The following is a 21172-nucleotide window of genomic DNA, read 5'->3' as shown; positions in this document are numbered from 1 at the left end:
TTAGTTAAGGACGAAAAATCGAGGTGATCCATGATCCGGGTACTGATTGAGCGTCACATTGCTGAAACCCTCGAATCCGCCTACGAAGAGCGGGCCCGTAAAGTACTCCAGCAAGCAGTCAGTGCGCCCGGCTTCATCTCCGGCGAGACCCTGTCTGACAGCCACGACCCAAACCACCGGATCACTCTCGCCAACTGGCGCTCCGAGGCGGACTGGGATCGATGGTATCACTCCGAGGAACGCCGCAACCTGATGGCGGAACTGGTTCCCATGATGGATCAGGATGAGGCCATCACGGTTCTGGAGCAAAGCGCATTCTAGAAAACCCGGAGCAACTCACCCCGTACGCTCGATAAAACAAGTAATTTCTTCCCGGTCGTGGTAAAGGTGGCGAGCCCTGAACCGGAATCCGAGGTTGGCCTCGGTCAAGCCCTGCAAGATGATATCACGGCAAATCAGCCACTCCTCATAACGCTTTTTCATCGGCAGCTTCAGGTTGAAGACCGTATAACGGCAGTATCCACCAACGATCCAGTCCACAACCATTCTTGCCGTTTTGCGCGGCTGGTCAACAATGTCACACACCATCCAGTCGACGGATTTCCGGGGCCGCCAGCCGTATCCGTCGGCTTTAACATGCTCCACCTGCCCGGATGCCATCAACTCTTCATTCATCGGGCCGTTATCGACAGCGGCTACCATCATGCCCTGACGAACCAGTTGCCAGGTCCAGCCACCGGGCGCAGCTCCCAGATCGACGGCTTTTTTCCCGCCACCGAGATAATCCAGCTCCTGCTCGGGTGGCAGGAATACTTTCCAGGCCTCTTCCAGTTTGAGCGCAGAGCGGCTCGGAGCCGAGGCAGGCAGGCGCAGTCGTGGAATACCGCCAACGTAGCGGGCGCGATTGTCCCGAAGACTGATGCCGATAACCGCCTCGGAAAAACTGCGAAGCAACACTTCGAATCGACCCGGCGTCGAAGCGTTTTGATCCGCCAGTAACAGCCCGGCTCCTCGCATGGCCTTAGAAAGTGGCGCCACCCACTTGCGGGAAAAATTACCCAGATCGCCATCGTCGTTATTTTCTGGCAAACGAACTTCGAGCCTCGCACACCCCGGATATCCCCGTTCCAGACCACGCACGCTTTCGATAACCGCACCCACGCGATCCGCCTGTGGCAGCTCGATACGCTCCAGCACCATAATCCAGTCACGAACAAACACCAGGTTCTGAAGTTCGACCCTGTTCATGAACGCATCGGTCGAATTCTCATCAACGAGGGTAAACCAGACCAAGCCTTCATTTCGCTCAGGCTCGAAATAACCGAAGATCCCCTTTTCGATCGCCTGATCGGTGAGCTCCTGACCAGCTTCGGCTTCGAAACCAGGACGGCAAAACGCAAGAATTTGTTCCATGACATATCCGTAGGTTGCGAGCAGCGGACAACCACTCCAAAAATTTGAAACTATTTAACAGTCAAATGCGTCTATTTTGATTACACTTCAATATCGATACGTTTTCGGGGACTGATGATGTCGTCGGTATTGCGCCTGTTTTTGGCCCTTGGCCTGTGCCTTTTACCTGCCTTGGGTTTTGCTGATACAACTACAAAAAAGAATAGCTGCCCCACGCTCGATGCCAGTGACGACCGTGCCCGGCAATCTCTGATGACTTACGTGTGTTACCACACAGCCTCCCCTGAGACGCCCGCATACACCGCCCAGTCTCCCACTCAACTGCCCAATGACATGAGTTGGAGCAGTGCCCAGGGCCACGACCTCGTATTCACCCAAACAGATTCGGTCTACTGGATTCAGGTAAACCTGAAGAACACCGCTGAGGAAACCGGATTCTGGTACCTGAAACTCAGCTACCCGTTGCTGGACAACGTCACCTTCTGGCAGTCCGGTCACGCGACCCCAGCCACGATGGCAACAGGCGACCGCCACGCTTTTGACACACGGGCCGTAGATTATCGTTATTTCCTTCTGCCCGTCACCCTCGGGCCCGACGGTTCCCGCACCATTACGTTGCGCATTCAAAGCAGCGGCGCGCTGAACGTCCCTCTCTCACTGGTTACGCCGGACGAGGTCATTGGCGAGAGCAACAAGCTCACCATGACTCACGGTATGTTCTACGGTGCTCTGCTGATCCTTGCCGTATTCAACATACTGCTGTTCTTCAGCTCCCGTACGGTCTATTACTTCCACAGCGCCTTTTTTATGACCACGCTGGGACTGTTCATGTTCGCCATGGGTGGTTTCGCCAATCAGTATTTCTGGCCAGACACCCCGGACCTGGCCAACACGTCGATTCCGGTGAGCCTGGCACTCTGTTCCCTGGCAATGCTGTTGTTCAGCCGCTCTTTCCTTGAAGCCGGCAAAAAGACATGGCCTGATCGCATCATGACCAGCCTGATCTGGGTGTCCAGCGGTTTTCTTGTTCTGACCTTTATCCTGCCCTACACGACGACTATCGCCATGAACACCATTCTTGGCGTGGCAGTCATCTCCTGCATGATGCTGGTTTCAATAGCCAGACTTCGACAAGGCTACCAGCCGGCACTCTGGTACGTATCGGCCTGGATCACCATGCTGGTCGGCGTGGTCATATACGCTCTGGCCGCCTTTGGTTTCATTCCCAACTTCCTGGCCACCGAGGCAATGATGCAGACCGCCGTAGGCGGCCAGGTTGTGCTACTGAACTACGCCATGGTGCAACGCTGGCGCCTGCTGAACGAGAAGCTGCTCGCGGTTGAATCCCGGGCTCGATCGGAAATGGAATCCAAGGTTCACGAGCGCACCTCCCAGCTGCGAAATACCATGCGGGAACTTGAAAAAGCCAACCGCCAGCTGGCCGTGCTCAGCCTCAACGATTCGCTGACCGGCCTGAGCAACCGGCGTCACATGGACACCCGGCTGCCAGAACTTCGCGCCGAATCCATCCGAAAAGGAGCCCCTTTGACCATCGCATTGATTGATGCGGACCACTTCAAGCGAATCAACGACACCTGGGGGCACGGCTTTGGCGATGTCTTCCTCCAGATGATTGCAGAAGTGCTCAAGAAACACGCCCAGCGCCCGCGGGACATGGCTGTTCGGTTCGGTGGCGAGGAATTTGCCCTGTTGTTGCCGGATACGGACTTAACCGGCACGCTCAGCGTTTGCGAGAACATTCTGGACGACATCCAGAACACCGAGGTAGAGACACCGGATGGTGATTTCACATCCATCACGGTGAGCGCTGGCATTGCCGCCCTGAATGCCAACGAAAGCATCACCGACCTTTTCAAACGGGCGGACAAAGCCCTGTACAAGTCCAAATCCGACGGGCGCAACCGTGTTACCGTCGCAAGCAGCACCATACTGAATCTGGCCTAGCCCGCCAGAATATTCTCGACAAACCGACCTGAAGCGACAGCGGCCTCTTCTATAAGGGTCCGCTGGCTGCTCTGCTGCTTGGCAAGGGGCTGGAAGTCGTGATTCCCACCTTCCAACCAGTGCAAATCAGCACGCTCTATAGACCGCTCAGGCTCTTCGACCTCGTCCCGCTTGCCGAACGGGTCGCGGGTACCCTGAATCACCAGAAACGGACAGTCGATCTTGTCAAAGTGGTCCGTACGCCAGCGATCCGGCTTTCCGGGCGGGTGAAACGGATAACCGAAGCCGATCACCCCATCAATGCCTCCGCGCTGAGTCGCCAGGATACTGGCCATTCGACCGCCCATGGACTTACCGCCAACCAGCAGCAGGGCGCTACCGGGAATATCCTTGCGAACCGACTCAACCACCTCGGAGAAGCACTGAAGCAGTTTGGGCTGACGATCCGGCGGACGCTTCTTGCCGTCTTCTCGCCGTTTTTCCATATAAGGAAACTCGAAGCGAACGGTGGCGACACCCTGCGCTTCCAGTGCGTCTGCCAGCGTTTCCATAAACGGCGAATCAGCCGGTGCACCCGCTCCGTGAGCCAGAACCAGAAAGGCTCTGGGATGATTTTCAAAGCCCTGTTTTTTTATCCACACTACAATTTTCACCTTCACCAAATCAGGGTCTATCATTACAGGTCACTCAGCGACCTTTTGCCTTCTGGCATTCCGTATAAATACCTTGGTCGCCAAGGATGCCATGTTGCTGATTTGCGCGCACTTAACTGGGTTGAGGAGTTGACCTGAGTCATTGCAAAGAGCTAATGGTTTCTCCATACTTGCGCCCGCATATTTCCCCACTCTAAATCCATTGGTAAGGCTATGAGCACAGTGAATGCAAACCTGACATACAACTACAAGGTGGTGAGACAGTTTGCCATCATGACAGTGGTATGGGGTATTGTAGGAATGGCCATGGGCGTGCTGATCGCAGCGCAACTCTACTGGCCAGCCCTCAACCTCGACCTTCCCTTTACCCACTTCGGCCGTCTGCGGCCGTTGCACACCAACGCCGTTATCTTCGGCTTCGGTGGAAGTGCCCTGTTCGCGACCTCATATTACGTGGTCCAGCGCACGTGTCAGGCACGCTTGATTTCCGATAGCCTTGCTGCTTTTACCTTCTGGGGCTGGCAGGCGATCATCGTGGCAGCCGCTATCACCCTGCCGCTGGGCCTTACCAGCGCCAAGGAGTACGCTGAGCTCGAATGGCCGATCGACATCGCCATTGCCGTGGTGTGGGTGACCTACGCACTGGTTTTCTTCGGCACCGTGATGAAACGCAGCACGCCGCACATTTATGTCGCCAACTGGTTCTACGGTGCGTTCATCATCACCGTGGCCTGCCTTCACATTGGTAACAACCTGGCCCTGCCGGCCAGCGCCTTCAAGTCTTACTCTGCCTACGCAGGTGTGACAGACGCGATGATGCAGTGGTGGTATGGCCACAACGCAGTAGGCTTCTTCCTGACCGCCGGCTTCCTGGGCATGATGTACTACTTCGTGCCGAAGCAGGCTAACCGTCCGGTTTACTCCTACCGTCTGTCCATCGTTCACTTCTGGGCACTGATCGCCACTTACGTCTGGGCCGGCGGTCACCACCTGCACTACTCTGCCCTGCCAGATTGGGCCCAAACCGCAGGCATGGTGATGTCCCTGATCCTGCTTGCTCCCTCCTGGGGCGGTATGATCAACGGCATGATGACCCTGTCCGGTGCCTGGCACAAACTCCGCACCGACCCGATCCTGCGCTTCCTGGTGGTTTCCCTGTCCTTCTACGGCATGTCCACCTTCGAAGGACCGATGATGTCTATCAAGACCGTTAACGCGCTGTCTCACAACACTGACTGGACCATTGGCCACGTGCACTCCGGTGCGCTGGGCTGGGTTGCCATGATCAGCATTGGTGCGGTTTATCACCTGATTCCCAAGCTCTGGGGTCTGCAGAGCATGTACAGCACCGCACTGATCAACGTTCACTTCTGGCTGGCGACCGTAGGCACCGTGCTTTACATCGTGGCCATGTGGGTTAACGGCATCATGCAAGGCCTGATGTGGCGCGCGGTGAACGAAGACGGCTCCCTGACCTACAGCTTTGTCGAATCTCTGGAAGCGTCCTACCCGGGCTACCTCGTCCGGTTCCTTGGCGGCGTTATCTTCCTGACCGGCATGCTGATTATGGCCTACAACGTTTACATGACCGTTCGCAATAAGCAGCCAGCCGCTGACAATGCGGCAGCTCAAGCGGCGTAACGGGAGAGACACCAGATGCATAAACACGAAATTGTTGAAAAGAACCTCGGTCTGATGATCGTGCTGATCGTTCTTGCGATCAGCGGTGGCTTCCTGGTGGAAGTAGTTCCCCTGTTCTTCCTGAAAGAAACCAACGAGCCGGTGGAAGGCCTTGAGCCCTACACTGCGCTTGAATTGGAGGGACGTGACATCTACATCCGTGAAGGCTGCCACGTATGCCATACCCAGCAGATCCGCCCCTTCCGTGCGGAAACCGAGCGGTATGGCCACTACTCCGTGGCGGGCGAGTTTGTGTACGACCGCCCGTTCCTGTGGGGCTCCAAGCGAACCGGTCCAGACCTGGCTCGTGTCGGTGGCCGTTATTCCGACGCCTGGCAGCGTCAGCACTTGTACGATCCGCGCAGCGTGGTACCGGAATCTAATATGCCGGCCTTCCCATGGCTGTTTGAAGATCGTGTAGACCACACCAAGACCGCAGGCAAGATGGAAACCCTGCAGACTCTGGGCGTGCCCTACACCGATGAGCAAATCGCCAATGCGGAAGATGAGGTCAAAGGCAAGTTTGAAATCGAAGCTCTGGTCGCGTACCTGCAACAGCTCGGTACTGTGATTACAGAGAAGCGGTGACCCCCATGGATTTAAACGAGTTTCGCGGAATTCACACCCTTGTGGTCATGGCCATCTTCCTTGGCATCGTCTGGTGGGCCTATAGCGCCCACCGCAAGAAGGCCAATGACGAAGCGGCACACCTGCCATTCGACGATGAAGAAGCTGACCAGCGGACTCTTGATCAGGAAAAAACGGAGAAAAAGCAATGAGTACCTTCTGGAGCATCTGGATCAGCGTGATCGTGCTCGGTACGATTTTCGGCTGTGCCTGGCTGTTGTGGGCAGTTCGCAAGAGTCAGACCACAGACGTCGAGACCGACCGTACCATGGGGCACTCCTTTGATGGCATTGAGGAATACGATAACCCGATGCCGAAATGGTGGCTCTATCTGTTCCTCGCAACCTGCGTATTCGCCCTTGGATACCTGGCCCTCTATCCGGGCCTCGGTAACTGGAAAGGTCTGCTAGGCTGGACCGCCCACAACCAGTGGGAAGCGGAAGTTGCGGAAGCCGAAGAGAAGTTTGGCGAAATCTACGCACAGTATGGTGATACACCCGTGGCCGAACTGGCTGACAACGAGGATGCCCTGAAGATCGGCCAGCGTCTGTTCGCCAACAACTGCGCCGTTTGTCATGGCACAGCAGCTCGCGGACAGGTGGGTTTCCCCAACCTGACCGACGACGACTGGCTGTACGGCGGTACGCCCGAGGCAATCCTGGAAACCCTGCACAACGGTCGTATGGGTAATATGCCTGCTAAGGGCGTCATGCCGAACATGACTAACGAGCAAGTGGACCAGGTCGTCAACTACGTGCTCAGCTTCAGCGGTCGTGAAAAAGACGCAGAGGCGGCTGAAGCTGGTAAGGCAGTCTTCGCACAGGGCTGCGCCGCATGCCACGGCCCGGGAGGCAAGGGCATGGAAGCAGTCGGTGCCCCCAATCTGACCGACGACGTCTGGCTCTACGGTTCTACCTACGAGTGGATTAAAGAGACCGTGGTCAATGGTCGCCAGAACCAGATGCCCGCCCAGAGCGGCCGTCTGACCGACGACCAGATCCAGATTCTCGCTGCTTACGTTTACAGTCTGTCTAACGACTGATTGATCCGGCCGGGGCCCAGCCCCGGCCTGGTCTTCTCCCGCCTGCATCCGGAAGCGACCGGGTTCAGACAGGAGCGGATCAAAGGACACAACATCCCTGAACCGCAGGTTGTCTTTCATCGGGAGGTTTTGATGAGCAGTGAGATTCCGGTCAAACAGGTTGACCCATCCTCTGACCCCTCCGATAAAAATAAGAACACCGGAACCGTAGAACTCTACGCCAGTCGCAAGAAAATCTACGTCAAGGAAGTCAAAGGCCTCTTCCAGCGGATAAGGAACGTCAGTCTTACCCTTCTGATGGGCATGTACTTCCTGTTCGTGTGGATCACACTGGATGGCCAGCCGCTGATTCATTTCGACCTTCCCGCCCGTGAGTTTCACCTGTATGGGGCCACCTTCTACCCGAAAGATTTCATTCTGCTGTCCGGAATGCTGATCATCAGTGCGTTCGGCCTGTTTTTCATCACCACCCTGTTTGGCCGGGTATGGTGTGGCTATACCTGCCCACAGACTGTATGGACCTTCATTTTCATGTGGGTCGAGGAGCGCATCGAAGGCAGCCGCAATAAGCGGATGAAGCTGGACAAGGCCCCCATGTCCGGTGAAAAGCTCGCACGCAAATCGACCAAGCACCTTGTCTGGGTGCTGATAGCGTTGGCGACCGGTCTTACCTTTGTCGGCTACTTCTACCCAATTCGAGAATTGATCGCCGACCTGTTTACCTTCCAGGCCAACGGCTGGGCTTATTTCTGGGTCCTTTTCTTCACCATTGCCACCTACCTGAACGCGGGCTGGATGCGTGAGCAGGTCTGCCTGTACATGTGCCCCTACGCCCGATTCCAGTCCGTGATGTTTGACCCTAATACCCGAGTTGTTTCCTATGATCCCAACCGCGGGGAGCCCCGCGGCGGCCGCAAGAAAGGGGTCTCACCAGCTGAAACGGGGTTGGGCGACTGCATTGACTGCGGCCAATGCGTGCAGGTGTGCCCGACCGGCATCGACATTCGAGATGGGCTTCAATACGAATGTATCGGGTGCGCCCTTTGCATTGATGCCTGTGACGAGATCATGGAAAAAATGGACTATCCCAAGGGGTTGATCCGCTATACCACGGAGAACGAACTTGAGGGCAAGTCCTCCAAACTGCTTCGCCCACGCACGTTTGGTTACGGCGCTGCGCTAGCACTGATGATTTCGGCGGTCGCTGTTACCATAGCAACACGGGTTCCCGCACAGCTTGATGCCCTCAGAGACCGCGGTGCGCTCTTCAGCTTCAACGGCCAAGGTCGGATCGAGAACTCCTATACCCTGAAGATCGCCAACATGACCGAAGTTCCCCAGACTTTCAGTCTTTCCGTTCGCGGCCTTGAAGGCATAAAGATCCTGACGCAAGAAACCGTGACCGTCGAAAGCGGCGAGAACCGATCACTCCCGACCGTGGTGGACGTACCACCCGAGTCCATAAAGACCAGCAATCACACCATCTTCTTTGAGGCGCGGTCAGAAGTGGACTCAACCCTGGTACTGGAAACCGAAAGCCGGTTTGTCGGTCCTAAGCCTTGAATTTTTAAATCCCAAGCTCTCAATGTATTACCAAGAGAATGAGTAACATGTCTGATCAATCCCCGGTCGCACCCTGGTACCGCCAACCCTGGTTCTGGTTCCTGACCATTTTCCCCCTGGCTGCTATCACCTGGTGCGCCGTCATGCTGACTGTCGCCCTGAACATGGAAGACACCATGGTGACCGACGATTATTCCAAGCAGGGACGAGGCATCAATTATGAGATCGCCCGGGACCAGAAGGCCACTGACCTGGGCCTGACCGGCGACATGGCCTTTGATGGCCGTCAGGTTACCCTCTCACTGAATTCCGACGAGGGTGCAGCAGACTTCGATTATCTGATCCTTAACCTGTTCCACCCCACGCTCTCCAAGTACGACCGCACTGTTCAGTTTCGCGCTATCGGCAACGGCAGGTATGAGGCGCAATTGCTGGAAGATATCGATGGCCGCTGGTATTTCGACCTGCGTGGCCCGGACAACACGTGGCGCCTGAAAGGCGAAGCCTGGCTGCCCAAGGAGTCCCTGGTTATCAAGGCAAAGGACGCTGAGCAGGAGTGACCTCACCGGCCTGTTACCACTGCGGTGAACCGGCGGCCGGTGAGCCGCCCATCACCCTGGAGCTCGACGGGCAATCGCGCCACTTTTGCTGCCAGGGCTGTAAAGCCGTGTGCGAAACCATCCAAGCCGAAGGGCTCACCGGCTTCTACAACTTCCGTACTGAGCCCGCCGTCACCCCCAGGCAACTGACCAAACCGGAACTGGAACGGATCCGCGAACTCGATCACCCGCTCATCCAGCAGGCATTTGTCTCGCCGGTAAAGGGCGGCCAGGAAGCCCAGTTGCTGATTGGTGGTATCACCTGTGCCGCCTGTATCTGGCTGCTGGAAAACCACATGAAGAAACAGACTGGCGTGCTGTCTTTTTCAGTGAATCACAGCACCCAGCGCGCCCGGCTGGTCTGGGCCCAGGATCAGGCAAAACTCAGCGATTTGCTGATCGCCATCCACGAACTCGGCTACACAGCCCGTCCCTATCGGGCTGACGAGGTGGAGCAGCAGTTACGATCCGAGCATCGCTCGATGCTGATCCGACTGACTCTGGCCGGCATCGGGTCATTCCAGAGTATGATGCTGGCGTTCCCGCTCTACTTCGAGATGGTGAACGACTTATCCTCCGACTTTGTCAGCTTCTTTCGCTGGGTCAGCTTTCTGATCACCACACCGGTGGTGTTTTACAGCGCCGCGCCGTTTTTCAGGAATGCCCGGCGGGATATCCAGTCCCGGCACCTGACCATGGACGTTCCCGTGGCTATCGCTATTGGCCTGGCCTATCTGGCCAGCGCCTGGGTGACGGCCGTCGGGGGTGAGGAAGTGTATTTTGAGTCGGTGTGCATGTTCACCTTCTTCCTGCTACTGGGCCGTTACGTCGAAGTCCGCGCACGATTCCGGGCGGGATTGACCGGCAACGCACTCGCCGGGTTCCAGCCCACCGTTGCCACCAGGGTTCAGGACGGAGATACCAGCGTGGTTCCGGCCCACGAGATCCGGCCGGGCGACACCGTTCGCGTTCGGCCCGGTGAAACGCTACCTGTCGATGGCACGATTGTCAGCGGCCACTCCACCCTCAATGAAGCGGCGCTCACCGGCGAATACCTGCCCGAAACCCGGTCAACAGGCGATACCGTGCACGCGGGTAGCGTTAATGGGGAAAACCCGATTGATGTGGAAGTCACCCGTTCCGGCTCTCAGACACGATTGTCCGGAATCCTTCGGGTGCTCGATCGTGTGCAATCCGAGAAGCCACCGGTGGCCCGCATGGCAGATCAGATGGCCGGCAAGTTTGTGGGACGCGTCCTGATTCTAGCCCCGGTCGTTTGGATTGGCTGGTGGCTGGCAGGTGCCGACAACGCATTCGACATCACCCTGTCGGTACTGGTGGTGACCTGCCCCTGCGCTCTGTCACTGGCAACGCCGACCGCCATCACTGCCGCCACCATGAAACTCCGGAGACTGGGCTTTCTGCCAACGAGGGGCCATACCCTGGAATCCATGAATGCCATCGACACGGTGGTGTTCGACAAAACCGGCACACTGACCGAAGGCCGGCTCAGACTGGCTTCCGTCAAGGTAACCGGGAGCATAGACGAAGCGAGTTGTCTGAAGCTCGCCGCAGGGCTCGAACGGCACTCCGAGCACCCCATTGCCAGGGTTTTCAGTGACCTGTCCGCCACCAGCGTGAGTCAGGTACAGAATCACTTGGGAGGAGGATTGTCAGGCACCCTTGGCGAAAAAGCCCTGTACATCGGTCACCGGGAATTTGTTCAGTCCCAGACAGAGCTGCCCGCCCCGAGCGTGGAATCCTCGAACGGCATGGAGGTCTGGCTGGCCTCAGGCTCAGAATGGCTGGCCTGTTTCTGCCTCGACGACCAGCCCAGGGCAGACGCCCAGAAGGCCATAGCCGATCTCAAAGATCGCGGTATCCGGGTTATGCTGCTCAGTGGCGACCGCTCGAATCACGTCCAACAGGTGGCTACGGCGTTGGGGATTGATGACGCCATTGGGCAAGCATCGCCGGAACGAAAACTCGAGGTGCTGCAGGATTTAAGCGAGCAGGGTCATAAAGTCATGATGGTGGGGGATGGCATCAACGACCTGCCATCCATGGCGGGCGCGGGCATTTCCGTGGCCATGGGCTCGGCCGCCGACCTGACCCAGCTGCATGCGGACGCGGTATTACTGAATGGCCAATTGAGCCAGCTCTCCGAAGCCATCAAGACCAGTCAGGATACCCGCCGGGTGATTCGCCAGAACCTGATCTGGGCACTGGTTTACAACGTAACTGCCTTGCCCCTGGCCGCGGCAGGAATGGTACCGCCCTGGCTTGCAGCCCTTGGCATGTCTGCAAGCTCGCTGGTGGTGGTGTTGAATGCTCTTCGCCTGGCCCGCCCACCCCTGCTTCACGCCCCGGAAGAAGGCGCGAGAGTTGGCGCACAGCTTGTGTCCTGATACCGTAGCCGGATAGTGTCCAAGAGGTTAGATCGTGCAAATAGTCATTATTCTTGTCCCCCTGGTGTTGCTGGTGGTGGCCATTGGCATCCTGCTCTTTTCCTGGGCGGTAAAGAGCGGCCAGTACGACGACCTTGAAGGGCCTGCACACCGCATCCTCTACGATGATGACGAGGACAAGATTCCGGACGAGGCTCGCGTCGACAAATCGACCTCCCCTGGCACTTCCGCCAATACAGAAGATGACGTGGCAAACAGCGCCAAGGACCCGACCAAAGACGCATGAGCCCGGAGCTTTACCTCAGTTACCCAAGCGCGTTTCTGATCGGACTGCTGGGCAGCGCCCACTGTCTCGGTATGTGCGGTGGAATCAGTGCATCACTGTCCATGGCCCTGCCCGTTGGGCAGGGATTCCGGCTCCGACAAACCCTGATGCTGCTGGCGTTTAACGGCGGCCGAATCACCAGCTATGCGCTCATCGCAGCCATCGTTGCCCTCGCGAGTACTTCTGCAGCCCATCAATGGTCCCAGTTGGCGCCGGTTTTGAGGAGTATAGCGGGGGCGCTTCTGATCCTGATGGGACTGTCGATGGGCCAGTGGTGGCAGGGAATTCGTTACGTGGAGCGCGTGGGAGCCCCGATCTGGAAACGCCTCTCCCCGCTTACCCAGCGCTTTTTGCCCGTACACCATACGGGGCAGGCTCTGGCACTGGGTGCATTATGGGGCTGGTTGCCCTGTGGGCTGATCTACAGCACCCTTGGCTGGGCAGCGCTTCAACCCACGGTCGGTTCAGCAGCCCTGACCATGGTCTTTTTCGGGCTGGGCACCCTGCCTTCCATGCTGGCCACAGGTTATGCTGCTGGTTGGATCAAAGCATTACAGGGACGCACCGGTGTGCGCCGGGCAGCGGGCGTGCTCCTGATCCTCTTTGGGATCTGGACCCTCCCCCTGCCCTGGCTTGCAGGCCACTAAACGTCAGATATTGAGTACGTCCAGCCGCCCATAGTCGGTTGCTTCGGCAGGCTCGCAGGCCTCAACACCCTGAACGACGGCCTGGCGCTTGCCCCCAAGCCGCTTGTTTTCGCGGAAATCGTACAGGTCGTTGTCTGCCAAGTGGGAAGGCTCTACGTTGCACATAGCCCGGAACATGGTTTCGAGACGCCCGGGGTGCTGCTTATCCCAGGTCTGAAACATATCCTTGATCACCTGCCGTTGCAGATTTTCCTGCGAGCCACAGAGATTACACGGAATAATCGGAAACTCCCGCAGGGCGGCATAACGGGCAATGTCTTTTTCACGGGCATACGCCAGAGGTCGAATGACGGTGTTCCGGCCGTCATCACTGTGCAGCACTGGCGGCATGGATTTCAGCTTGCCACCATAGAACATATTCAGGAAAAGAGTTTCCAGAAGATCGTCGCGGTGGTGCCCCAGTGCGATCTTGGTCACTCCGTGCTCTTCGGCAAAATTATAAAGAATTCCGCGACGTAGGCGCGAACAAAGGCCGCAGGTGGTCTTCCCTTCGGGCACTTTTTCCTTAACAATACTGTAGGTATCCTTCTCGATGATGTGGTACTCGATACCCAGCGTTTCCAGATACCCCGGCAATACCTCCTCCGGGAAACCCGGCTGCTTCTGATCAAGGTTGACAGCAATCAGCTCAAAGGAAACCGGGGCGCTCTTCTGCAAATTCAGCAGAATGTCCAGCATGGCATAGGAATCCTTGCCTCCGGACAGGCAGCACATGACTTTATCGCCGGCCTCAATCATCGAGAAATCAGCAATGGCCTGCCCCATCTCTCGGCGCAGACGCTTCTGCAGTTTGTTCAGCTCCAGCTTCTGTCGGCGCTCCAACTCGGAGCCCTGTGTTGTTTCGGGACTGGCAATCATTGCTTTGGACATACCCATCAGGTTCAGAAATTTACGAGCGACGAATTATACTCGTCACAAGGATGCAGTGACATACAGGAAAACAACATGGATATGTTGCCAAAAAACCGGAAGCTCCCGGGGAAAAGAGAGCAGAACCGGATTCGAAACCGCAAAGCCATTCTCAATGCGGCCCGGGAATGCTTCAGCGAACTGGGCTACGACAACGCAACCATTCGGGACATCATAAAACGCACCGGCCTGGCTGCCGGCACCTTCTACAATTATTTCTCCAGTAAGCAGGACATATTTGTTGCCCTGCTAACGGATTTCCTGACTCAAATGAATCAGGACCTGACCAAAAGCCGGCGCTCTGCGGGAACTACCAACGAGTTTATCCACTCGGCTTACCTAGCGCTCTATTCAGCGACGGCCAGGGATCCCCTGATCTACGAGTTAGCGCACCGCAATGACCAGGCCCTGCAGAAGCTGTTCGGCTCGGGCCTGCTCAGATTAAGTATGCTGTCGCTTGAAGCCGATGTGCAGGAAGCCAAGGAACGCGGGCTCCTGCCGGATATCGATACCGAATACCTGTGCGCAGCTTTTTTCGGAGTGGCATACGAACTCAGCCTGAAAGTTGCCAGGCGAGCTCACCAGAAACCGGAATCGGCGGACACCGAGGCACATCGCGCGGCACGGTTTTCGACTGCGCTGTTCCTCGGGGGAATTCCGGAGCTAACGAAGGTTTCCTGAACGGTCCAAGTACCCTAAGATTGGGCCATGAACCATCCTAGCCCTTCCGCCCGGCGTCGTAATGATGTGCCGGGTGCCTATCATCAAACCCTGGAACAACAAATCCTGCACCTGATGGTGGCTGTCGAGCGCGAGCTCAGGCAGGCACCGGATGGCATGAGCGAATTACATTTGTTGAAAGCACTGCAGAATCCCCCCTGGGAATTATTCGGTAGCATCCAGTTCAGCGAACCCGAGAAACTTTACCCCGTTCACTTTTTGCTGTTTCACGTGCTCTTTCGCCTGCGGGACCAGCTGGCCGACTCGGATATGAGCCTCAGCATTGCACCGCTCAACATAAGCCTCTCGGCCCAACCGATGGTCAGTGGAGACGGGCTACCGGATGCGACTGACAAGCTCCGGGAGTTTTATCTGGATCTTTCGCACTACCAGCTAGGAGACTCCGTCATTCAGCAAATGATGGACGATTTCCGGGCTGGCAGAACCGGGCGCAAACCGGCAGAAGGCGACCTGAAACACGCCTCGGCAGTTCTCAATTTCGAGGGTATACCAACGTCTTTTTCCGAGGTAAAACACCGCTTCCGGCGCGCCGTGATGCAGGCTCACCCGGATCGCGGCGGCGATACCGGGGAAATTCAGCGGCTAAATGAAGCCTTCTCCGTTTTCAAAACTCACTTCAATCGCGGCTGCTAACTCAACGCGGTATAGTTTTCTTGAGGAAGCCCCATGTTTTTTCGACTGATCCATCAGTTTGTCCTGTTTTTGGCAATTCTTTTGGTCCCTGGTTATCTTTCAGCTGACCTTGTGGTCCTGCAATACCATCATGTCAGCGACAAAACCCCTCCGGCCACCAGCACATCGCCATCCCTGTTTGATGCCCAGATGGACATGATTTCCCGGCTCGGACTGGAGGTCGTAGTTCTGGAGAGCGGCACTCAGGATGCCCTGGCCGGCAATCTCGACGAAGAGAATCGCATCGCCCTGACCTTCGATGACGCCTACGAATCGGTTATTAGCAATGCGCTCCCGACCCTGGCCGAACACAACTATCCGTTTACGGTGTTCGTCAATACCCAAGCAATAGGATCCCCCGGTTATCTGACCTGGAAGCAACTGGAAGAGCTGGCCGGTAATGAGCTGGTAACGCTGGCAAATCACAGTGCAGACCACGGCCACCTGGCTCGGAGGTTAGATGAATCCATGGATGGTTGGAAAAAGCGTATCGAGGCAAGCCTCGACCAGGCACAGCAGGCCCTCAAAACAAACGTGGGCACCACGGCATCCATGTTTGCCTACCCTTATGGCGAGTTTGACCGGGCGCTGGAACAGCACATCGCCGAAAGAAACTGGTATGGTTTCGGTCAACATTCCGGAGCTATCGGTCCCTCCTCGTCGCCAACACGCTTGCCCCGGTTTCCCATGGCCAACGCCTTTGGTCGGCTTGAATCACTCGAAACCAAACTGCTGAGCAGGGCCTTGCCTGTGTCAGCAGATCAAATTCCAGACAGCGTGATCAAAGACAACCCGCCCCACCTGTCACTTCAGCTGCCCGCTGGCTTCAGCCCCGAGCGCCTGAACTGCTTTGGCTCGGGTATGGGAAGAATCAAGGTGAAGGCAAATGACAGCAGCGCCAGCATTCGTGCTTCACAAGCGTTTGATACTCGACGTTTCCGTTACAACTGCACCTACCCCGACGGGACCGGGCGGTATTACTGGCTGTCTCAGCCATGGCTCGACCTCAATCAGCCAGAGGACTAGCCAGGGGTTTCAGTCCTCAACCCTCATGAGCCCCAGTTCACCCGCAGCGATGTGGGGTATAGCGCGGGGCCCCCTGCGCCCCTCGACGACTGTTTGCCCGGCCAAGTCTTCCTGCCGGGTGAAAATAACGACCCAGCGCTCGCCTTCGCCCGGGAAAACCGGAATAAACGACTCGAGAAATCCGAGCCGACTCCAGGACTCCGGGGTGTAGGCGCTGACCATATCCGTCACCAGACGCAGTGGCTGAAAATCACGGTCCAGGAACAACAAGGATGGAACAAACACCCCATCCGATGCGTAGGAACGAAGGCGCATAATAAAATCGGGCTGGTCTATGACGCTGGACAACGCCACAAGATGATAGGGGCTGCTTCCTGACAGGAAGTCATGGGCTGGCGAATCTTCGGAAATATCAACTCCGAACGCCCGCCCCTGCTGCCACTCTGAGTGTTCGCCCCTTCTCAACGCAAGGCAACAGGATTCGCCAAAGCGGGCCAGGTAGTCGTCAGCGCCGGATTCGATTCCAAGAATAGCAAACGCATTGGGATCAGCCCCTTCGACCTGATCCGGCAAAGGCATGACTGACGACCCGGTCTGATAAATACTGGCGGGAGAAAGCTCAACCGGTGCGGCGACGGTTCCCTTCTCCAACTCCGAACGAGTGTCCGGACGGAAATAGCTGACCCGGACATTTCCCTCTGCGTCCCGCCAGGTGAAATAGGGCAAAGGCTCACCAGGTCGAATGTAACCATCTCGCTCGAGCTGATTACCGTCGGGATAATTCTCGAGGGTAAATTCGGAGTCTTCGTCGAGGGATTCAGCAGGGACTTCCGCTAGTTTGGCGTGGACAGGATCTTCGCTGGCATCATTTTCGTCCTCCGGATCATTAACAATCCGGGAATACTGGACGCGCCCCATTTCATCAACCCAGGTGAAATAGCCGTCCCTGTCAGAAACGGGCACTCCGCCAATCTGGCAACCTGAAACCATAAAAGCTATCAGAGACGCCAAAACCACTTTATTTGGCAGAACTGCTCTCATCCAACGATTCCACTTGGTAACTTCAGCCAACCGCGTCAGAACTTGGTTCGAAAACTGAGGCCAGCCATGGCTATCCTCATCGAGGTTTTAATATCCAGTCCTGCGTATGGGTTATAGATGATGTTGGTCAGGTTATCGCAGTTGACGTTACAACTGCCATTGGCAGGTATGTATTCGATGGTCTGCATGTAGGCCAGGAACAGATCGACATTTGTATCCCGATCCCACTTATAGCCCATACCCAGACTATACAGTTTTGCATCGCCCAAGGGCGCCAAAACCTGCATCTGGTCATCGGGAATGGCTGAATCCCGTATCTCTACACCAGCTCTAAGATCCAATCGGCTTGACGCATGAAACTCTGCACCAAAGCCCCAGTTCCAGGTGCTTTTGAATCCAAGCGGCAAACGCAAAGAGTTGGGGGTCGCATTCTCTGGCGACAAGATTCGAGCCGCGTTCAGGAATTCCAGGTTCCGGTCGAACTTGAACTCAAAAGCATCCCACTGAGCAAAATCCGTCCAACCAATATCGGCATTCAGGGTAAGCTTCGGGTGGACATCAACGCTGATGCCTGTCTGAAAATGCTGGGGGTAGACGAGATCCGCACTCACGTTACCAGCTTCTTTGGGCGCACCGGACGGCAGGCTGAGGATTGCCGCACTGATTGCACCAAGAACGGAGCTGTTCAAGCCCTGCCAGAAACCGGACCAGTCATCCGTATACTGAATCTCAAAGGTGCCTTTGAGGTTCATGTCGGCTTCGGAGGAATAGCTGGCCCCCCACGAAAACCAATCCGTTGGTTCCCACATAACACCCAGGGTGTAGGTCGGCGATATGGTTTCCTGAACCTGAATACTCAGTGCACCAATGTCGTCCCACGGGCCTATGTTACCCCCGCACAGGGCAATCCACGGTGCCAGTGGCTCATTTCCGCTTTCGCAGTTAAACGCATCCTGAAGGATTTCCGCAACACCCAACAGCATGTTCGGTGCCCGCATGAACTGGTCGGCGGCAACGCCCATATGGGACAGATGTATCCCCGCACCAACCGACCATTCGTCATTAATCTCGTAACCAACGGTGGGTGAAAGATAAGTCGTTCGCTGCAGCGCGTTGGCCTGGGCCTGATAGCGGCCGGAGTCATCCTTATCCCGGTAATAACCAGCAACAAATGGGAGATAAAATGCGTTGGCGAAAGTCAGTTTTGATCCCGGAGGCTGAATACTGATCCCCGCAGACGGAGCCACACCCGGGCCTGGAGGCATTCTCAAAATGCCATAGCCCGGCACAAACAATGCGAGCGTATTGGTATGGCTGTGCGTATTGGCCACTGGATCCTTTTGCTTGCCAGTCAATGGATCCGTTTCCAAACCATCGATGCCAAAAATCTCATACCCTTCTGGCGCCATGAAGTCGGCATCGATGTCCAGATAAACATTCAGGAGGTTCACTTCAAGCTGGCGATCATCAAGCTTGGTCAACCCGGCAGGGTTATAGTGAATAGCCATCATACCCGGGGGATCTGCAGTCACCGCATTGCCCAGTGAGATCGCCTTCGGATGAATCGTAAGATTCTGCGCAAGTTGGGCACTGGCCCCACCAGAGATCGACCCGGCAACGAGAGCTGCAAGTAACGTCCGCTTGTAGCTAGAACTTCCCATGAAAACCTTCCCTTTCCCGCATAACGTCGGAGCTCATCACTCTTTGAGACCAGAGAAATCAATGGGTAGAGAGACTCCCAGGGAGAAGTCCGGCGCGTCCTCGGTCAAGCCGATCCCCACGCTGGTGTTCACAATTGTGGTATCGCTCACCCGTGTTCCAAGGGACATACTCAGGAAGCCCGACATCTGATCCTGAGCAACGGCCTGGCCACCCCGGCTGAAGGTAAGGACTGTTTCGTCGCTATAGCTGAACTGGGTAGAGACACTCAACGAAATGTCATAGGAAAGCGAATAGGCAAAACCGGCGGATCCGGAGAGGCTAAAGCCCGGGTCGACACTTACAAGGCGTCTGGCGCCACGCACCTGATCAAGGCCATCCACGGAAAAATTGTAGGTAACACTGGTAGACCCAAAGATCACGACCGGATCCAGAACTTTTGAGAAACTCGTTCCCCCGGCTACAGAGTAGTACCCACTCCCTGTAGAGAGCTGTTCCTTTATATCAATCTCGTAAGGACTCACACCGGTTTTGGTCGTAAAAGTGCCGAAGAAGGTGGTGGACATCCGCCCCGGAACGTAAGCAAATGGCTGCCAACGAGCAGTAAATGAAATATCCCCGAAATCATAAACGGAGAGTTCATCCTGAGTGTCATACTTCACCACGAGCGGAATCCGGGTTCCGACCGTGAGGTTATTCAGAAGACCGTAGTCGTAAGAAAAAGAGTTCGTGAAACTGTGGGTTGCAGATGGCACGACATCCAGATTCCGTATCGCGCCATCAATAAGATCAAGGTCGAGTCGCTGGTCGCCCGTATAGGAGTAATCAAACGAGTAATTCAGTGAGTGAGTACCCTTCTGCTGCAGTGAATAATTCTTCTCAGCAGCCTGAAAAACCTCTTCGAGCTGGCTGGACGAATCCTCGTCCCCCTTCTGTTTGGCCAAGGCCTCCCGCGCCTGCTCCACGCTAGATTGCTGCGCCAGGGCTACTCCCGGCAGGAAGCTAGCCGTGGAAACAAGGATAACGCCTCGCACAAACCAACGATTCATCCTGACTCCCTTTCTTTATAATTTTTCCTGATCCGAGTGCGTTACCCGGCAAATTAATGACGACGGTAATGCAATTGCTTCCGCGTGTTCTCAACGGTACCGTCCGGATTGTTTTTCTGACGTTCCAACAGGTTCTGGATACGTCTTTCTGTCGCCTCGTGAAATTCTGGAATCTGATCCAGAGCCAGAAGCGTCAGGGTCTGATCGTCCACAAAGCGAAGGTCTTCTTCCTTCAACTCCAGGTTGTCGAGCGGCTTATCGCTCCCGGGAAACACGATAAAGAGCACGTTGTCGTCCCACTTCTCTTCGAATTCCGCCAGCGGGAACGAAATGTTCCCGACCGCAGGGTCCGCCAGAAAAACACGACCATCCCGAATGGTCCTGAGCACGACGAAATGTTTAAACCCTGCATGGTTGATCGGCACGATGGCGGGATGATCCAGATCTCGCAGGTCATCAATCCCTGCTCGAAAACCACCAGCCGGATAGCCCAATGCCGTGACCAGTCGTTTCATATCCAGCATCGAAAACGCCCGGCGCTCAACGATCCGCTCGCTTTCCCCGTAGTGCAACAGGCCTTCCATCACCTGACGCTCATTAAGTTGCCGCCCGATGTAGAAATTGAGAACCGTGGTCAGCGCGGCACTGCCGCAACTGTAGTCATAGGCCTGGCGAACAATATTCCGGTATTTCTGCTCGACCAGCGGCTCAACCCGAACGTCAGTGCGAAACTCTACTGGCCCGGAATCGACGTCCTGCTCAATCACGATGGTGCCCTTTTCGATGGGCTCAACCACAGTGGCTTCTTGCACTATGGTGAATGTGAGAATGGATCCGGCGAGCACCAGCAGCATGTCAGAAGACGTCCCTGTTTTTATTCGTTTGGCGGTTTATTAGGGGTTACAAGTTGTTACGGTAAGATACCGAAAAGACTGAGCTCTTAAAGATAACTGTGCCTCAAATCTATCCCTGCAGAGGGGGCCACGAAAACCCGTGGTGAGAACTGGTTCAAGACTAACCGACGCTGGATTACGAATGGCAAAAGTGGCGTGATTGCGAGAGCAAGGTCGTCCAGCAACCGTGGATATCCCGA

The 21172-nt window shown here is 56.1% G+C and carries 21 protein-coding genes; 14 read left to right on the top strand and 7 right to left on the bottom strand.

Annotation, left to right across the window (positions count from 1 at the left end):
• Positions 1-30: 30 nt before the first annotated feature.
• Complete coding sequence (locus tag K8I84_RS03155) at positions 31-321, top strand: antibiotic biosynthesis monooxygenase family protein (protein ID WP_223793264.1); 291 nt, start codon at positions 31-33, stop codon at positions 319-321.
• Between the two features lie 15 nt (positions 322-336).
• On the opposite strand, the gene rlmM is transcribed toward K8I84_RS03155, so the two are convergent.
• Entirely contained in the window at positions 337-1413 is a 1077-nt protein-coding gene (gene rlmM / locus K8I84_RS03150) for a 23S rRNA (cytidine(2498)-2'-O)-methyltransferase RlmM (RefSeq protein ID WP_223793263.1), read from the bottom strand.
• A gap of 252 nt (positions 1414-1665) precedes the next feature.
• On the opposite strand from rlmM, the gene K8I84_RS03145 reads away from it, so the two are divergent.
• Positions 1666-3378, top strand: coding sequence for a diguanylate cyclase (locus K8I84_RS03145; protein WP_223793262.1), 1713 nt, complete (start codon positions 1666-1668; stop codon positions 3376-3378).
• On the opposite strand, the gene K8I84_RS03140 is transcribed toward K8I84_RS03145, so the two are convergent.
• On the bottom strand, positions 3375-4019 hold the full coding sequence (locus K8I84_RS03140; protein WP_317848192.1) for an alpha/beta family hydrolase: 645 nt from the start codon (positions 4017-4019) through the stop codon (positions 3375-3377). The genes K8I84_RS03145 and K8I84_RS03140 overlap by 4 nt on opposite strands.
• 225 nt (positions 4020-4244) lie before the next feature.
• Between K8I84_RS03140 and ccoN the strand changes: the two genes are divergently transcribed.
• The 9 genes from ccoN to K8I84_RS03095 all read left to right on the top strand — a co-directional run bounded on the left by ccoN (position 4245) and on the right by K8I84_RS03095 (position 12922).
• A complete protein-coding gene (ccoN, locus tag K8I84_RS03135) occupies positions 4245-5672 on the top strand; it encodes a cytochrome-c oxidase, cbb3-type subunit I (protein ID WP_223793261.1) in 1428 nt (475 codons plus the stop codon).
• Between the two features lie 15 nt (positions 5673-5687).
• The gene (gene ccoO / locus K8I84_RS03130) at positions 5688-6299 is read left to right on the top strand and encodes a cytochrome-c oxidase, cbb3-type subunit II (protein WP_223793260.1); all 612 of its coding nucleotides are present in this window, start codon (positions 5688-5690) and stop codon (positions 6297-6299) included.
• A gap of 5 nt (positions 6300-6304) precedes the next feature.
• Positions 6305-6490 (top strand): cbb3-type cytochrome oxidase subunit 3, encoded by a 186-nt coding sequence (locus K8I84_RS03125; protein WP_223793259.1) that lies wholly within the window; start codon positions 6305-6307, stop codon positions 6488-6490.
• A complete protein-coding gene (gene ccoP / locus K8I84_RS03120; RefSeq protein ID WP_223793258.1) occupies positions 6487-7380 on the top strand; it encodes a cytochrome-c oxidase, cbb3-type subunit III in 894 nt (297 codons plus the stop codon). The genes K8I84_RS03125 and ccoP overlap by 4 nt, the downstream gene beginning before the upstream one ends.
• A 132-nt stretch (positions 7381-7512) precedes the next feature.
• Positions 7513-8943 (top strand): cytochrome c oxidase accessory protein CcoG, encoded by a 1431-nt coding sequence (gene ccoG, locus K8I84_RS03115; protein ID WP_223793257.1) that lies wholly within the window; start codon positions 7513-7515, stop codon positions 8941-8943.
• A gap of 47 nt (positions 8944-8990) precedes the next feature.
• A complete protein-coding gene (locus K8I84_RS03110; protein WP_223793256.1) occupies positions 8991-9503 on the top strand; it encodes a FixH family protein in 513 nt (170 codons plus the stop codon).
• Complete coding sequence (locus K8I84_RS03105; RefSeq protein WP_223793255.1) at positions 9500-11950, top strand: heavy metal translocating P-type ATPase; 2451 nt, start codon at positions 9500-9502, stop codon at positions 11948-11950. The genes K8I84_RS03110 and K8I84_RS03105 overlap by 4 nt, the downstream gene beginning before the upstream one ends.
• Before the next feature lie 34 nt (positions 11951-11984).
• Positions 11985-12236: a cbb3-type cytochrome oxidase assembly protein CcoS gene (ccoS, locus tag K8I84_RS03100; protein ID WP_223793254.1), complete on the top strand. Its 252-nt coding sequence runs from the start codon at positions 11985-11987 to the stop codon at positions 12234-12236.
• Positions 12233-12922: a sulfite exporter TauE/SafE family protein gene (locus tag K8I84_RS03095; RefSeq protein ID WP_223793253.1), complete on the top strand. Its 690-nt coding sequence runs from the start codon at positions 12233-12235 to the stop codon at positions 12920-12922. Before ccoS ends, K8I84_RS03095 begins: the two co-directional genes overlap by 4 nt.
• A gap of 3 nt (positions 12923-12925) precedes the next feature.
• Here the strand turns inward: K8I84_RS03095 and ttcA are convergent, their stop codons facing one another.
• Entirely contained in the window at positions 12926-13852 is a 927-nt protein-coding gene (gene ttcA / locus K8I84_RS03090) for a tRNA 2-thiocytidine(32) synthetase TtcA (RefSeq protein ID WP_223793252.1), read from the bottom strand.
• A 75-nt stretch (positions 13853-13927) separates the two neighbouring features.
• Here ttcA and K8I84_RS03085 point away from each other — a divergent pair, with 75 nt between their 5' ends.
• The 3 genes from K8I84_RS03085 to K8I84_RS03075 are packed head-to-tail and all read left to right on the top strand — an operon-like array spanning position 13928 to position 16330.
• A complete protein-coding gene (locus tag K8I84_RS03085) occupies positions 13928-14572 on the top strand; it encodes a TetR/AcrR family transcriptional regulator (RefSeq protein WP_223793251.1) in 645 nt (214 codons plus the stop codon).
• 27 nt (positions 14573-14599) lie between these two features.
• On the top strand, positions 14600-15265 hold the full coding sequence (locus K8I84_RS03080) for a DNA-J related domain-containing protein (RefSeq protein WP_223793250.1): 666 nt from the start codon (positions 14600-14602) through the stop codon (positions 15263-15265).
• A 33-nt stretch (positions 15266-15298) separates the two neighbouring features.
• Positions 15299-16330: a polysaccharide deacetylase family protein gene (locus K8I84_RS03075; RefSeq protein WP_223793249.1), complete on the top strand. Its 1032-nt coding sequence runs from the start codon at positions 15299-15301 to the stop codon at positions 16328-16330.
• Between the two features lie 9 nt (positions 16331-16339).
• Here K8I84_RS03075 and K8I84_RS03070 read toward each other — a convergent pair whose 3' ends face one another.
• The 4 genes from K8I84_RS03070 to K8I84_RS03055 form a co-directional block, all read right to left on the bottom strand.
• Positions 16340-17293: a MalM family protein gene (locus K8I84_RS03070; RefSeq protein ID WP_223793248.1), complete on the bottom strand. Its 954-nt coding sequence runs from the start codon at positions 17291-17293 to the stop codon at positions 16340-16342.
• A gap of 113 nt (positions 17294-17406) precedes the next feature.
• Positions 17407-19032 (bottom strand): OmpP1/FadL family transporter, encoded by a 1626-nt coding sequence (locus K8I84_RS03065; protein WP_223793247.1) that lies wholly within the window; start codon positions 19030-19032, stop codon positions 17407-17409.
• 36 nt (positions 19033-19068) lie between these two features.
• Positions 19069-20079, bottom strand: coding sequence for a transporter (locus tag K8I84_RS03060; protein WP_223793246.1), 1011 nt, complete (start codon positions 20077-20079; stop codon positions 19069-19071).
• A 53-nt stretch (positions 20080-20132) separates the two neighbouring features.
• A complete protein-coding gene (locus K8I84_RS03055; protein ID WP_223793245.1) occupies positions 20133-20933 on the bottom strand; it encodes a C39 family peptidase in 801 nt (266 codons plus the stop codon).
• Positions 20934-21172: the final 239 nt, after the last annotated feature.

The organism is Marinobacter sp. F4216, assembly GCF_019931195.1.
In the GTDB taxonomy this organism is placed as follows: Bacteria; Pseudomonadota; Gammaproteobacteria; order Pseudomonadales; family Oleiphilaceae; genus Marinobacter; species Marinobacter suaedae.
Note: the sequence above shows the minus strand (reverse complement) of the source record. Positions and strands in the feature narration are given on the sequence as shown.

What these genes read in the sequence shown, in the direction of transcription:
- K8I84_RS03155 (WP_223793264.1), top strand. Translation starts at nt 31, where the DNA reads ATGATCCGGGTACTGATTGAGCGTCACATTGCTGAAACCCTCGAATCC.
- rlmM (WP_223793263.1), bottom strand. Translation starts at nt 1,413, where the DNA reads ATGGAACAAATTCTTGCGTTTTGCCGTCCTGGTTTCGAAGCCGAAGCT.
- K8I84_RS03145 (WP_223793262.1), top strand. Translation starts at nt 1,666, where the DNA reads ATGACTTACGTGTGTTACCACACAGCCTCCCCTGAGACGCCCGCATAC.
- ccoN (WP_223793261.1), top strand. Translation starts at nt 4,245, where the DNA reads ATGAGCACAGTGAATGCAAACCTGACATACAACTACAAGGTGGTGAGA.
- ccoO (WP_223793260.1), top strand. Translation starts at nt 5,688, where the DNA reads ATGCATAAACACGAAATTGTTGAAAAGAACCTCGGTCTGATGATCGTG.
- K8I84_RS03125 (WP_223793259.1), top strand. Translation starts at nt 6,305, where the DNA reads ATGGATTTAAACGAGTTTCGCGGAATTCACACCCTTGTGGTCATGGCC.
- ccoP (WP_223793258.1), top strand. Translation starts at nt 6,487, where the DNA reads ATGAGTACCTTCTGGAGCATCTGGATCAGCGTGATCGTGCTCGGTACG.
- ccoG (WP_223793257.1), top strand. Translation starts at nt 7,513, where the DNA reads ATGAGCAGTGAGATTCCGGTCAAACAGGTTGACCCATCCTCTGACCCC.
- K8I84_RS03110 (WP_223793256.1), top strand. Translation starts at nt 8,991, where the DNA reads ATGTCTGATCAATCCCCGGTCGCACCCTGGTACCGCCAACCCTGGTTC.
- K8I84_RS03095 (WP_223793253.1), top strand. Translation starts at nt 12,233, where the DNA reads ATGAGCCCGGAGCTTTACCTCAGTTACCCAAGCGCGTTTCTGATCGGA.
- ttcA (WP_223793252.1), bottom strand. Translation starts at nt 13,852, where the DNA reads ATGTCCAAAGCAATGATTGCCAGTCCCGAAACAACACAGGGCTCCGAG.
- K8I84_RS03085 (WP_223793251.1), top strand. Translation starts at nt 13,928, where the DNA reads ATGGATATGTTGCCAAAAAACCGGAAGCTCCCGGGGAAAAGAGAGCAG.
- K8I84_RS03080 (WP_223793250.1), top strand. Translation starts at nt 14,600, where the DNA reads ATGAACCATCCTAGCCCTTCCGCCCGGCGTCGTAATGATGTGCCGGGT.
- K8I84_RS03075 (WP_223793249.1), top strand. Translation starts at nt 15,299, where the DNA reads ATGTTTTTTCGACTGATCCATCAGTTTGTCCTGTTTTTGGCAATTCTT.
- K8I84_RS03065 (WP_223793247.1), bottom strand. Translation starts at nt 19,032, where the DNA reads ATGGGAAGTTCTAGCTACAAGCGGACGTTACTTGCAGCTCTCGTTGCC.
- K8I84_RS03060 (WP_223793246.1), bottom strand. Translation starts at nt 20,079, where the DNA reads ATGAATCGTTGGTTTGTGCGAGGCGTTATCCTTGTTTCCACGGCTAGC.
- K8I84_RS03055 (WP_223793245.1), bottom strand. Translation starts at nt 20,933, where the DNA reads ATGCTGCTGGTGCTCGCCGGATCCATTCTCACATTCACCATAGTGCAA.